11 protein-coding genes and 1 pseudogene are annotated in these 12965 nt (G+C 52.6%); 9 read left to right on the forward strand and 3 right to left on the reverse strand.

Annotated features, from left to right (window positions below):
- Positions 1-98 precede the first annotated feature (98 nt).
- Entirely contained in the window at positions 99-1631 is a 1533-nt protein-coding gene (locus ACOZIO_RS02100) for a putative bifunctional diguanylate cyclase/phosphodiesterase (RefSeq protein WP_129990685.1), read from the forward strand.
- On the opposite strand, the gene ACOZIO_RS02105 is transcribed toward ACOZIO_RS02100, so the two are convergent.
- Positions 1628-2596, reverse strand: coding sequence for a bifunctional helix-turn-helix transcriptional regulator/GNAT family N-acetyltransferase (locus tag ACOZIO_RS02105; protein WP_421594878.1), 969 nt, complete (start codon positions 2594-2596; stop codon positions 1628-1630). The two genes, ACOZIO_RS02100 and ACOZIO_RS02105, sit on opposite strands and share 4 nt — an antisense overlap.
- Before the next feature lie 139 nt (positions 2597-2735).
- Here ACOZIO_RS02105 and ACOZIO_RS02110 point away from each other — a divergent pair, with 139 nt between their 5' ends.
- The 7 genes and pseudogenes from ACOZIO_RS02110 (at position 2736) to ACOZIO_RS02140 (ending at position 7952) form a co-directional block, all read left to right on the forward strand.
- Complete coding sequence (locus ACOZIO_RS02110; protein ID WP_129990683.1) at positions 2736-3587, forward strand: MurR/RpiR family transcriptional regulator; 852 nt, start codon at positions 2736-2738, stop codon at positions 3585-3587.
- A 250-nt stretch (positions 3588-3837) separates the two neighbouring features.
- Positions 3838-4674 (forward strand): transporter substrate-binding domain-containing protein, encoded by an 837-nt coding sequence (locus tag ACOZIO_RS02115; RefSeq protein ID WP_129990682.1) that lies wholly within the window; start codon positions 3838-3840, stop codon positions 4672-4674.
- A 3-nt stretch (positions 4675-4677) separates the two neighbouring features.
- Positions 4678-5305: pseudogene (locus ACOZIO_RS02120) on the forward strand (DUF1989 domain-containing protein); the annotation flags it as partial.
- Positions 5292-5939: an urea carboxylase-associated family protein gene (locus ACOZIO_RS02125; RefSeq protein WP_129990680.1), complete on the forward strand. Its 648-nt coding sequence runs from the start codon at positions 5292-5294 to the stop codon at positions 5937-5939. The pseudogene ACOZIO_RS02120 and the gene ACOZIO_RS02125, both read left to right, overlap by 14 nt.
- A gap of 3 nt (positions 5940-5942) precedes the next feature.
- Entirely contained in the window at positions 5943-6596 is a 654-nt protein-coding gene (locus tag ACOZIO_RS02130; protein WP_129990679.1) for an amino acid ABC transporter permease, read from the forward strand.
- On the forward strand, positions 6596-7261 hold the full coding sequence (locus ACOZIO_RS02135; RefSeq protein WP_421594879.1) for an amino acid ABC transporter permease: 666 nt from the start codon (positions 6596-6598) through the stop codon (positions 7259-7261). Before ACOZIO_RS02130 ends, ACOZIO_RS02135 begins: the two co-directional genes overlap by 1 nt.
- Before the next feature lie 13 nt (positions 7262-7274).
- On the forward strand, positions 7275-7952 hold the full coding sequence (locus tag ACOZIO_RS02140) for a DUF1989 domain-containing protein (protein ID WP_129990677.1): 678 nt from the start codon (positions 7275-7277) through the stop codon (positions 7950-7952).
- Between the two features lie 71 nt (positions 7953-8023).
- On the opposite strand, the gene ACOZIO_RS02145 is transcribed toward ACOZIO_RS02140, so the two are convergent.
- Complete coding sequence (locus tag ACOZIO_RS02145) at positions 8024-8668, reverse strand: NADPH-dependent F420 reductase (RefSeq protein WP_421594880.1); 645 nt, start codon at positions 8666-8668, stop codon at positions 8024-8026.
- Positions 8669-8773: 105 nt separating this feature from the next.
- Between ACOZIO_RS02145 and ACOZIO_RS02150 the strand changes: the two genes are divergently transcribed.
- A complete protein-coding gene (locus ACOZIO_RS02150; RefSeq protein WP_217157543.1) occupies positions 8774-9661 on the forward strand; it encodes a LysR family transcriptional regulator in 888 nt (295 codons plus the stop codon).
- Between the two features lie 69 nt (positions 9662-9730).
- Here the strand turns inward: ACOZIO_RS02150 and ACOZIO_RS02155 are convergent, their stop codons facing one another.
- Complete coding sequence (locus ACOZIO_RS02155) at positions 9731-12508, reverse strand: flavocytochrome c (protein ID WP_421594881.1); 2778 nt, start codon at positions 12506-12508, stop codon at positions 9731-9733.
- Between the last annotated feature and the right edge of the window lie 457 nt (positions 12509-12965).

Raw genomic sequence — 12965 nt, forward strand, 5'->3', positions numbered from 1 at the left:
AAAAAACCGTATCCGGGCTAAATATCTGCATAAAAATGCCGATAACACATGCAGATAAATTATTTTCACTGACTTTGTGACTTATTGTGAGGTTATATATGTTAAGAAAGCTTCGCAATAAGGTAAAAGTCGAGTTGTATTTTTGGATCGGGTTATTCATAGTAATTTATTTAATTTCTCTGTATTTTAATATGAATGAAATTCTTTATTCTTTCTTTACTTCATATGAAACCTACAATTTAGATGAAATTTTCATCGCACTCAATGTGACTGGTTTTCTTGGCCTGATTTTTTCCTTTATGAGAATAAAGGCCATGGAGAAGGAAGTGACCCGTCGAATGGAGGCCGAACAGAATTTTCATTGGGTTGAATGTCATGATCCCGTGACGGGATTACCCAATACAATCACATTAACCTCTGCCATTGCCCAATATAATAATGAAAACAAAAACAGCTTCGGTGTATTCACTATAGAAATAAACAGACTGAAGGATATTAATGATATTTTCGGCCATGACTATCATAATGGAATATTTAAGATCGTGGCAGAGAGACTGGTGAATATTTTTCCGGGTTGCGTTTATAAACTCACAGCAGATAGTTTCCTTGTTCTGAAAGCTAATATTGATAATACCAATCTGACATTGCTGTCCGGGCGGGTTATGCGCACCTTATGTTCACCTGTTAATCTGGACGGAATTACATTCAATATTTCTGCCAATATGGGTATTTCACGATTTCCGGAAGATTCGTCCGATCTTAAAAAGGTCATTCAGCAGTCCGATTGTGCCATGCACGTTGCTAAAAAAGCCGGCAGAGAGCAGATCAGAGCATTCGCTGCGGGCATGGAAGATTCTCTGTTATCCATGGCACAACTGGAACGTGATTTTAAATCAGCGTTGCAAAACAAAGTTTTTGTCAGTTATTACCAACCCTTAGTGGATCTGAAATCAGAAAAAACTATAGGTTTTGAAGCCCTTGCCCGATGGGAAATCTCGGAGGGAAAATTCATCCCACCCTCCAGGTTCATTGCTCTTGCTGAAGACACGGGGGCAATAGCGGAACTGACAGAATATCTCTTACGGGAGGCTTGCCTTGATGCGCTAAAATGGCCATCTGACAAACTGTTGTCCTTTAATCTTTCACCTTTACTTTTATGTAACAAGGATCTTAAATCAAGAATCATAGATATTCTTGACGATGTGGGTTTTCCGCCGGAGCGTCTGGAAGTTGAAGTCACGGAAAGTGCGTTGTTTAGCGATAAACACCTTGCCAGGCATACCCTTAAAAGACTCCGTGACGCAGGCGTTAAAATTGCTCTCGATGATTTTGGCACAGGATATTCAAGCCTTTCCCAGCTCTGCAACTTCCCTTTTGATACCTTAAAAATTGATAAGAGTTTTATTGATACATTCCAGACGAATGAGAAACAGAATAAAATTGTTTGTTCGATTCTCTCCCTTGCCCATGCACTCAACGTGAAAGTTGTTGCTGAAGGCATTGAATATGAAAGTCAGCTTGTTATTTTACAGGAACTCGGATGTGATATTGGTCAGGGGTATTTCCTCGGAAAACCGGCCCCTGTAGCCCATATTCATCAATCAATAAAATCACCTTTAACAGAAGCCTAAAAGGTCACACCGGCATGACGCGGTGACCGGCGGGTGAACTGTTGTTCGGTCATCGTCATGCCCCACTGGTCGCCCTGCCATTCTTTCATCAGTTCGAAACCAAACGATTCATACAGACGTCGCGCAGCATTAAGACCACTGAAGGTCCAGAGCTGAACAGCGTCGAATCCGCGCCCGTCGCAAAACGCTATCGCTTCACTGAGCAGTTTTCTGCCCATGCCCGCTTCCCGGCAGCGGTTATCAAGAATAAACCAGCGCAGGTGGGCTTCGTTATTTCCCAGATCCTGACCGTCTATAGCCACTGAACCTATCACCCGACCATTGCTGACCGCCAGCCAGACCCGGTTGCAGGGTTCATGCAGACGCCCGCAGAACTCGGCCAGTCCGCTGGCAACCTTTCCCTCAAAGAAATGCCCGAAGTTGTAATTATTGGCGTAATACGTGCCATGCATTTCCACAATCCGGCCAATCATGCCCGGCTGATATCCCGTGACGATTTCAATGGTTTGTTGGGGTGCAGCATTGTCCGCGTCGCGACAGCGTTCAAGGGCGCGGGCATACGCCGTCAGGCCGTTGGCGACGGCTTGCTGCTGCGTAGCATCCAGATTTTCCAGCGCCTTGATCACGCGCATGGCGCCGTATTCATTAATCCGCCCGACCGTCTGTATGCCCTTTTCCGTGAGTGTCAGCTGTTTCACCCTGGCATCATTTTCCACCGGTACTTCCTGCAGTTCACCCGCAGCCAGCAAGCGGGCAAGCATGCGGCTGACGCTGGATTTTTCCAGCCCGAGGATCTGCACCAGCTGTGCGGCGGTCATCGCGCCCTGATTTTCAATTTCCACCAGGCTGTGTACGGCAGAAGGTGAATATTCCGTGGCTGCCAGTGTGGCGTTCATAAAACCCAGTTCGCGTACCATAAGGCGCGAGGAGGAACGGATTTCTTCGATTAAGGCGTGGTCTGGCATGAGTTTACCCGGGCTTCTGGTTGATAGTTGTATCATACAACCATCAACCTCTGTGCACTGTCAAGATCGCGATACAGATTGTGCATGACAATCCGGCACGTTATGTGCAGGATGGATTTTTTCTTTCCGGGGATCATTCATGAGCGTAAAAACGGCATCGCTGGAAAGCCGTATCCGGCAGCAATGGGATCAGCTTTCGTTGCATGAACAACGTTTAGCCGATGTCCTGTTAGCAGCGCCGGGCCAGCTGGCGATGAATACCGCGACTGAACTGGCGCAGAGCGCGGGCGTATCCAAAGCGACCGCCACACGATTCTTTCGCCACATCGGTTATGAAAGCTACGATGCTGCCCGCCGTCAGGCGCGTGAAATGCAAAACAGCGGCTCGCCTCTGTATCTTCAGGCCGCACCCAGCGCTTCGCCTCTCGGCACGCTGATACAAAATCATCTGGAAAAAGAGGTTTCCAGCCTGGTGAACACGTTCCGTTCACTGGAAGATGACCAGATGGAAGCCTGCGTGAAGGCCATTGCCAAAGCGAAGCGTGTGGTGGTGATGGGCTGGCGTCACAGTCAGACCATCGCCATGCTGATTTACCGCGACCTGATCCACGTTCACCCCGACGTCCGCCTGCTGCCGCGCGCCGGTGATTCGCTGGCAGAACATCTGGCAGCGCTCGGCCCGCAAGATGTGGTGATCTGCGTCGGGCTGCGTCGCCGTATGCCTGTACTGGAAACCGCCATGAGTGCCCTGGCTGACATGCAGGTGCCGATGCTGTATATCTCCGATGTGTTGGCCGGTAAACCGGCGAAATATGCCAACTGGGTCTTGCGCTGCCATACCGACGTTAATCTGATTTTCGACAGTACCGTGGCGCTCTCCGGCGTCTGTAACCTGCTCTGTTCACTGGTCGCCCGTAGCATGGGTAAAACCGGCAGCTACCATCTCGCCACCATCGAAACCCTGCACCAGAGCCTCGAAGAACTGGAGTAATGCGCCGCACTGGCGCAACGGTTGAACACTTATCCCCAAATCAGTGCAGCGGCGGATCTTTCCGCTGCTTTTTCATTCCCGCCAATGAAACCAGAGAAATAAAAATATTATAATAAGAAACGTTTGTTTCTCATTGATTATCGAAGAAAAAAATGTTTCCCATCATATTCAGGCGGCGACTGTTTAAAAAAGTGGCATGGAAACTGCTCTGTGGTCAGTGACATTTCACCCACACCAGGGAATCACCATAATGAGAAAAATAGCACTGCTGATCGCTGCTTTAATCACTGCTGGCGCGGCCGGCACCGCACACGCTGACACGCTGTCAGACATCAAAAGCAGCGGTAAAATCACCGTCGGCATCGACCCGACCTTCCCGCCTTATGAGTTCACCAACGATAAAGGCGAGATCACCGGCTACAGCGTGGCGATCATGCAATCTTTCGCCAAAGACCTCGGCGTGAAACTGGAGTTTCAGAAAACTGCGTTCAGTGGCATCCTGCCCGGCCTGATCTCCGGCTCATTCAATGCCGAAGGTTCTTCCCTTAACGTCACCGCCGAACGCGCCAAAAAAGTACTGTTCACGGTGCCTTACAGCAAAACTGTCAATGGTGTGCTGGTGCGCGCGGAAGATGTGAAAAAATTCAGCGGCAAAACGTTGTCGCCGGAACAGTTGTCTGGCCTGAGCGGAGCTGTGAAAAGCGCCAGCGTGCCGGAACAATTGCTGAAGGGCTTTAACGAAACGCTGACCAAAGAAGGCAAAAAGCCGATCACCATCATCAGCGTGGATACGCTGGATCAGACCGTCAGCACGCTGATGACTAAACGCGCCAATTTCGTGTTTGACGACATTTCGGTGCTCGCGCCGATCGTTAAAAAATACCCGAACAAAGTCGCTCAGGTTGGCGAAGCCGGTCCGTCGCAGTGGATGGCGTGGGCAACACGTAAAGACGACACCAGCCTGAACAAAGCCATCAGCAATCATATTTTGGCGATGCAGAAAGACGGCGAACTCACCACGCTGCAAAAACAGTATCTCGGCACCACCTTTACCGTACCCGCCAGCGATTTCATTCCTCAGGAGTAAGTTATGTGCCAATCCCTGCTGACGGTGCCCGCCGGTCATGGCAAAACCTTTACCGTGAACAAAGGGCAATTTATTACCGTCACTGATGCCCAGGGGCAGCAGGCCGCCGATTTTGTGGCCGTGAATGCCGCCGACCTGAATGAAAAACTGTCGCCGGTGCATACGCGTCAGCATCTTCGTTCGCTGCTCTTCAAACCCGGTGAGGCGCTGTGGTCAAGTGAAAACCGCCCGATGTTGCGCATCGTCGCCGACACCATTGGTATTCATGATGCCAATGTTCCGGCCTGTGACCGCACGCGTTTCAGTATTGATTTCGGCGTTGAAGGCCATCGCAACTGCGTCGATAACCTGCTTGAAGGCATGAAGGCACACGGCGTGACCTATTTCAGCCTGCCGGAACCGTTCAACCTGTTCCAGAACGGGCCGGTCACCGCCGATGGCCGCATGGAAGTCACGGATCCGAACAGTAAAGCCGGTGACTGTATTGTCTTTGAAGCCCTGTGTGACCTGATTTGCGCGGTGTCGTCCTGCCCGCAGGACATCATTCCCGGCAACGGTTTACAGGTCACGCCGATTGATATTCAGGTCAGCAATCATTACCACGGGGGAAATTCAGCATGCTGTTAATGCGTCAAGGCTGGGCCGAAAGCGAAGTCCGTCCGCTGGCCAGGCCGGTAGATATCAAAGCCGGTGAGACGGGCTCCATTCGCGTGCTACGCGGGCAACTGTTACGCATCACGGCAGCGGGCGAAGGCGCGGTGGCCTCACTGTTTGGCTTCAGCCTGAGCGACCCTGCCGTCTGGCTGTCGGTTCATCACACCCGCGTATTCAGCAACAGCTATCTGTTGGGTTCCGGGATGCGTCTGGTGAATAACCGCCGTCGTCCGGTGATGGTGCTGGGCAAAGACAGCGTAAAACGCCATGACCTGCTGCTGCCGGGTTCGACCACCGCATGGCTGACTGAGCGTGGTTATCAGGGGGATGGCTGCATTGAATCGGTAAAAAGTGAACTGGCACGTCTGGACATGAACGTGCCGAAACTGCCGGATCCCATCAATCTGTTCATGCACGTCCGGCTGACACGCGAAGGTGATATTTTGCCGGAAACCAACCGCACACAGCCGGGCGACAGCATTACCTGTCGCGTGGTGGCCGACACGCTATTTATCGTTTCCGCCTGCTGCACCGGTATTGAAGGCAATGATAAACCCGCGCCGCTGAAGCTTTCGGTCGCGGAAAATCTGTCAGCATTTGACGAGGAATAACGCATGTTGGGGCTGGATAACCAGGTGATTGCAGCACTTCCCGAATTAGGCCATGGCCTGCTGATGACGCTGACACTTACCGTCCTGGCGGCGCTGCTGAGTCTGTTGTGTGGGCAAATCATCTGCTTTATCCAGTTGCGCAATGCCAGGCTATGGCGCGTCACCGGGCGGTTGTATGTCAGCCTGATGCGTGGCACACCGGCTATCGTGCAGCTCTTTGTGGTGTTCTTTACCCTGCCGCGTCTCGGCCTCGGTGGTCAGCCAATGCTGGCGGCCGTGCTGGCGATTGGCCTGAACAGCGGCGCGTACGTCGCGGAAATCTTGCGGGTCAATCAGAGTCTGGTGACCCGTGGACAACGTGAAGCGGCGCGCACGCTGGGGCTGAACCGCTGGCTGACATGGTGGTATGTGATCAATCCGCAGGTGATCCGCGCCAGCCTGCCGATGCTGGTGAACGAGTTTACGATTTTACTGAAAACTACGCCGCTGGCGTCCGTTGTGGCGCTGACCGAACTGACCTATGCCGGACAAATCGTGATCGCCCGTACCTACGACGCCACGCAGGTACTGTTACTGGTATCAGCCGGATATTTGCTGATCGCACTGCCGCTCATCAGCGTAGTACGACATCTTGAAACAAAACGGAGGATGGCGTAATGGACTGGCAGGCAATTCTCATGTCATTGCCGTCGCTGGGCGATGGCATGTTGTCGACCCTCGGCCTGTGTGCCCTGGCGGCCATCTGTTCCCTTCTCTGGGGCACACTCATGGCCGTCGCACTGATGCGTGCCCCGCCATTCTGGCAACGGTTACTGCATCTTTACACCAGCCTGACGCTGGCGCTTCCGCTGCTGATCGCTATTTATCTGCTCTATTTCGTGCTGCCGGAATACGACATCACTTTTACCTCACCGCAGGTCGGTGTGCTGGCGCTGACATTGTATTACGCGCCGTATATTGCGCAGGTTGTACGCTCGGCGATTGAGATGTTGCCCCGCGGCCAGTGGGAAGCCTGTCGTGTGTTAGGGCTGAGCCGTACGGAACAGTTGCGCGATGTGGTGTTACCGCAAACGCTGCCGCAGATGCTGTCACCGCTGGTCGGGCTGATGATCGGCCTGATTAAAGACTCCGCCCTGCTGTCGATTGTGTCAGTGCAGGAGTTTATGTACGCCGCCAGACAGGCGATTTCTGAGACTTACGCGCCGCTGGAGATTTATCTCACGGTCGCGCTGTGTTACTGGATGCTGAACAGTTTGATTGACTGGCTGGCGCGCCATATTGAATTTCGCATGACGCGCTATCGTCGTGGCATGCAACATTAACCAGGAGAAAAAAATGTCGGTTGAATTTGAGCATCGTGACATCCGGTTGATCCCCGCCCGCCACGGTAAAGCCGTGCGTCTGGCGAAAGGCGAAGCCGTGCAGGTCGTGAATTTGTACGGCACACAAGTGGTGGATTGCTGGGCGTATAACGCCGAAGACGTCAGTGAATATATGTGTATGGAAGCCACGCGCGTGTGGAATCAGAGGCTGAATCCACAGGTGGGTGACAGCTTTATCACCAGCCAGCGCCACCCGATTCTGACGCTGGTCGCCGACACCTCACCCGGCGTGCATGACACTTTTATGGCCGCCTGCGATGCGCGTCGTTACGAGTTACTCGGCTGCACCGAACCGCACCGCAACTGCCACGACAACCTGTTTGAAGGCATGGCGGAACTGGGCGTAACACTGCCGCACGGCAATCTGGCCTCGTTCAACATCTTCATGAACATTCAGGTACAACCGGACGGCCGTACCCTGAAAACCCTGCCCGTGGTCACGCGCCCTGGCGACTACATTATCCTGCGCGCCGAAATGGACTGCTACGTCGCCTTCTCCGCCTGCCCGCAGGACATCGTCAGCATTCAGGGCCAGGGTGATAACACCCCGCGAGATGCGGAGTTACGCATTCTGACCTCAGGTTTCCCGCAGGTACAGTTGCAGGGGGCCTGGGTACCTGAAGGGGTTTAAGGCGGCGCAAAGAAACGGGCTGATAGCCCGGTCAGATCCTCCCCTGCGCAGGGGGAGGAGCAAAATCCCCTTTATCTTCCTGCCGGTTCCGGCCGGACTGCGCCTTCCAGCGCAGCCTTTAATTCACTTTCGGTCATCCGCACACAATAGGACGGCATGCCGCACTGGAAGCGCCAGCCTTCGGAAAGTGCGCCGACATCAACGGCGTCAAAACCAAATGCGTCGTATAACGCAATGACCGTTTTTTTCGTTTCCGCATCATCGCCGGCGACAGGCAATGCCCGGCGTTGCGGGTTTCCGGCAGGTAAGCCGTCTTTTTCAAGATCCGTCATCTGAATCGCATTGAACGCTTTGGTGATTTTTGACTGTGGCAGGGAGCCTGCAAGATATTCGCTGGTGGTCGTGGTCTGATTGTCCAGTTCTGCCACCTGACCGTCACGTTCGGGATAATAATTCACAGCATCGATGACCGGTTTTCCGGCGATTTCCGCGACCGGCAATTGCCCGATAGCCGTCAGTGGCACAGCAATCACCACGATATCGCCAAAAGCAGCCGCTTCTGTGGCCGTACCGATTTCACACCCGATCATCGGCCTGAGGCTGAATAACGTCTGAGGCCCCCGCGAATTACTGAGCATGACCTGATGTCCGGCTTTTATCGCCAGTTTCGCCACTGCCCGGCCCACAAAACCTGCCCCGATAATGCCTATTTTCATGATTTTTACCTTTCATTTTGTTGTCGATAGGTTAAGAATAATTCCCTACTCAATATTGATAAATCGTCGCTATCGACACACACAAACAACATATAAGAGGGAATCGTGGATCGTTTAACCAGCATGAATGTATTCGTCAGAACGGCCGATCTCGGTTCTTTCGCGGCCGCAGCTGAGGCATTACGTATTTCCCCGCAAATGGTCGCGAAGCATATTGCCCGTCTTGAATCGCGACTGGGGACGCCACTGATCAACCGCACGACACGGCGTCAGCATCTTACGGATATCGGACGCAGTTATTATGAGCGCTGTAAAATCGTGCTTTCAGAAGCCGAAGCGGCGGATGCCATCGCCCTTGAGATGAAAATCACGCCTTCAGGCACTTTGCGCGTTAACGCTCCGGTTACCTTCGGCACATCCTCGCTGACGCCTTTCATCACGCACTATCTTGCACAATATCCGGAGACACAAATAGAGCTGACCCTGAGCGACCGTCTGGTCGATCCGGTTGAAGAAGGTTATGAGGTGATCCTGCGGATTGGTGAACTCACTGACAGCCAGATGATTGCTTATCCGCTGCGACCGTACCGGCTGATTGCCTGTGCGTCTCCGGACTATCTTGCCCAAAATGGGGTGCCGGAAACGCCTGCAGAACTGGCCAACCATTCATGTCTGGTTTACGGTATCTGGTCGCCACAGGCCCCCTGCCGCTGGCAATTTTATAAAGAAGGAAAAATGCAGGAAATTCACCCAGAGGGCCGTTTGCGCTCGAACGACTGGCGCGCGCTGCTGCACGCCGCTGTCAGCGGATATGGCGTGACACTGGGGCCGGAAGATGTGCTGAAGGAAGAAATAAATGCAGGACGGCTGATACAGGTTTTACCCGGCTACGAAGGCCCTTCGCGACCAATGCATGTACTGACACCTGCCGGTTTACGGCAAACTGTGAAGATCCGCAGTTTTATTCAGGCGGTAAAACAAGCATTTGGCTGAACCCCCGGGCCAAAAAAAATCCACGCTTGTGCGTGGATTTTCACTTTGACGCGGTGAACAGTCAGAAGGTTACCGTTTCGCCAGCGCCGCCGCATTTTTACCGGCCAGAATGCCGAAGATAATAATATCGGCGACAGCATTACCACCGATGCGGTTCGCACCGTGGATACCACCGACCACTTCGCCTGCGGCCCAGGCACCGGTGATCGCCTGTTTCTGCACATTAAGCACGGCGGTATCAGGGTTAATGGTCACGCCACCCATGGTGTGATGCACACCCGGTGCGATGCGGATGGCAAAGAACGGGCCCTGATTAAGCGGGTGACGCAGCGCAGTCGTGCGGCCAAAGTCTTCGTCTTTTTTCTCCACGACAAACAGGTTGTAGCGCAACAACGTTTCCGACAGCGTGTGCGGATCCATATTCAGCTTCACCGCCAGTTCTTCCGGCGTAGGCGCGCTGATCACAAAGCCTTTGGCGATATACTCGTCGGCCGCTTTGTTACCCGCCCGCACCTGTTCGTCGAAGATCACCCATGCACTTTTTTCCGGTAACGCGATAATCCCGGCAGATACTTTGTCGCGGGTTTCCATTTCATTATAGAAACGCTTCCCGGCCTGACTGATCAGGATCGCACCCCCGCCACGGATCGCCTCTGAAATCAGATAAGAAGTCGTCTGCTCTACCGTCGGGTGGATCTGAATTTCGCCCATGTCAACGGTATCTGCGCCCAGTTTTTGCAGCAAGGCAATCCCGCTGCCGGTTGCACCTGCATGGTTCGTGGTCACGAAACCATCCAGTTCAGGGCGATATTTCACCACCATCTCGCGGTTGGCACTGAATCCTCCGGTGGCGACAATCACGCTTTTGGCATTCAGAATGCGGCTGTCATTGTATTCATCCACCACTTTAACGCCGGTCACCACGCCATTTTCAGACAGAATTTCGGCGACGGTGGTTTCGAGCAGCACTTCGATATCGCGCTTGTTGATGTTTTTCACCAGACCGCTGATCAGGAAGCCGCCGACTGCTGAACGATCCGCCGGACGATGCGTGCGGTCGATGCTCATCCCGCCGGTGATGGTGATATCGTTCAGTTCGATCTCTTTCGCCGCCAGCCATTCAACCGCTTCCGGGGCCAGTTCCACAAACTCTCTCAGCAGCACCGGATTGTTTTTGAATTTGCCGCCCTTCAGCGTTTCGTCATAAAACAGCTCTTTGCTGTCTTCGATGCCTTTCAGTTTCTGGAAACGGGTTTCTGCGGCGTTCATCCCCACTGAAGCTTTGATGGTATTGCCGCCGATGGTCGGCATTTTTTCGATAATCACCACATGCGCGCCTTCGTCATGTGCCTGAATCGCCGCAGCCAACCCTGCGCCACCGCTGCCCACCACCACAACATCATAGTTTTGCGGCGCCTGCGGGTTACCGCCCTCTTCAATAACATGTTCTTTACTGGACGTCGCCAGCGCACGTGAGACCGCTTTTTTCAGCGCCTCACTCTGGGTGGTCGCGCCGGTAATGGCATCGACATGCGGACTGTTGGCGACCAGCATACGGGTTCGCAGGCTTTCAAACGTGGTGGTGAAATCGACGTCCAGCGAGTCATCTTTGACCAGTGCAATATCAGTAATACGGTCAGTATCGAGCGTAACGCTGATCTTCAGCTTCAGCGCTTCAGCTTCGACTTTTTCCTGATAAACCCCGGCTTTGTATTTACGGCCGGTGACGCTGGTGTCGCGGATCATGGCATCAACCAGCGAGAAGCGCCACAGCGGCTCAGGGATGTTCAGTTCTTCGCGTTTATGGCTGTCGATAAACAGCTCGAGATGATCGTTATTGATAATACGGTCAGCCCAGTCCGGATAAGCAATACAGGCTTTCCCGACGGCGATCAGATCAAAGCCGTATTCCAGCCCCTTTTCGGCATCAGCTTTATTGATCACCCCGCCGACGCCAATCACCGGCACTTTGGCGAGGGTTTCAGATCGCATGGCACGGTATTTAGTGATGAGTGGCGTCGGATCCTGGGTATCGACAATGGAAGGACGCAACAACTGCCCGACTGAGAAGTGTACGTAGTCCAGCCCGCGGGCGGCGAGTTTTTCCAGCAGATATATTGTATCGTCAAAACGGATACCGGGGACTTCCAGTTCTTCCGGCGAGAAGCGGTAGCCGATAATAAAAGACGCATCCGCCAGGCGTTCCGCCATTTTGTGGGTGATCTCGAGGACTTCCAGCGGGAAACGTGCGCGTTTGTCGCGGTCACCGCCCCATTTATCAGTGCGCTGGTTGGAGTTCGGCGAGTAAAACTGCTGGATCAGGTAGGTGTTTGCGCCATGGATTTCCACGCCATCGAAACCGGCTTTAATGGCACGGTTCACGGCATCACCAAACTTGGTGATCAGCGTGTCCACTTCTTCGCCGGTCAGCTCTTTCGGCCGGGTCGCACCTTCACGCGGCGCAGCAATGGCGCTTGGTGCCACTGGCGTACGGCCGCCGATCAGTTCCGGCTCCACCATTCTGCCGCCGTGATAAATCTGCAGAATCGCTTTTGAACCTTTAGATTTAATGGCATCAGCAATTTTCTTCAGACCGGAAATTTTGTTGTCGCTGTCGATAGCGATCGCGCCCGGGAACGCCGGCCCCATACGGTCAATGAAGCAGCATTCGACGATGATTGTACCGATACTACCGGCACGGTCGCGGTAGTATTCCACCAGTTCACTGGTCACGGTACCGTCATAAAAGCCGGTACAGGTCGTCATGGGGGCCATCAGCAGACGGTTTTTCAGTACCGCACCGTTAGGAAGCGTGAGCGGATTAAGTACCGGTGTCAGCTTATTCATTATGATCAACTCCGAAATGTGTAAGTCTTGAATTTTTTCGTGGCCGCATTGCTTATCCTTGCTTACCGTAAATAAAAACTACCATTTAATTAAGCAACCCGGAGCAGGTGATGAATACAGAAATCTGTGGGCTAATGTATTTATATCAGACGATAAAATTAGCGTTATAAACGTTGTTTAAGCAGGAGTTGTTTATTTAACCGGCATGAAAACCGATACCATCATCAATTGTTAATGATGAGTTGACAAAAATCAACTTTAGAATAACATAAAAAACTCCACCTTGAAAATCAGTACGTTGACCGCAAAACTGGCGTTTACTCAAATTTACTCTACAGTCATTTAAACGGATTAACGTCAAAAAAAATTAACCACAATTTCTGTAATGTCATGGGTTGCTGAATGAATGCATTACGCCATTTTGCCTGAGAACATTTACCTCAGAATAATAGTAACG

This window comes from Rahnella sp. PD4 (genome assembly GCF_049199325.1).
GTDB classification, from domain to species: domain Bacteria; phylum Pseudomonadota; class Gammaproteobacteria; order Enterobacterales; family Enterobacteriaceae; genus Rahnella; species Rahnella perminowiae.

Excerpts from the sequence above, each read along its gene's own strand:
- ACOZIO_RS02110 (WP_129990683.1), top strand. The coding sequence starts at position 2,736 with ATGAGCGTAAAAACGGCATCGCTGGAAAGCCGTATCCGGCAGCAATGG.
- ACOZIO_RS02145 (WP_421594880.1), bottom strand. The coding sequence starts at position 8,668 with ATGAAAATAGGCATTATCGGGGCAGGTTTTGTGGGCCGGGCAGTGGCG.
- ACOZIO_RS02125 (WP_129990680.1), top strand. The coding sequence starts at position 5,292 with ATGCTGTTAATGCGTCAAGGCTGGGCCGAAAGCGAAGTCCGTCCGCTG.
- ACOZIO_RS02115 (WP_129990682.1), top strand. The coding sequence starts at position 3,838 with ATGAGAAAAATAGCACTGCTGATCGCTGCTTTAATCACTGCTGGCGCG.
- ACOZIO_RS02130 (WP_129990679.1), top strand. The coding sequence starts at position 5,943 with ATGTTGGGGCTGGATAACCAGGTGATTGCAGCACTTCCCGAATTAGGC.
- ACOZIO_RS02100 (WP_129990685.1), top strand. The coding sequence starts at position 99 with ATGTTAAGAAAGCTTCGCAATAAGGTAAAAGTCGAGTTGTATTTTTGG.
- ACOZIO_RS02135 (WP_421594879.1), top strand. The coding sequence starts at position 6,596 with ATGGACTGGCAGGCAATTCTCATGTCATTGCCGTCGCTGGGCGATGGC.
- ACOZIO_RS02105 (WP_421594878.1), bottom strand. The coding sequence starts at position 2,596 with ATGCCAGACCACGCCTTAATCGAAGAAATCCGTTCCTCCTCGCGCCTT.
- ACOZIO_RS02140 (WP_129990677.1), top strand. The coding sequence starts at position 7,275 with ATGTCGGTTGAATTTGAGCATCGTGACATCCGGTTGATCCCCGCCCGC.
- ACOZIO_RS02155 (WP_421594881.1), bottom strand. The coding sequence starts at position 12,508 with ATGAATAAGCTGACACCGGTACTTAATCCGCTCACGCTTCCTAACGGT.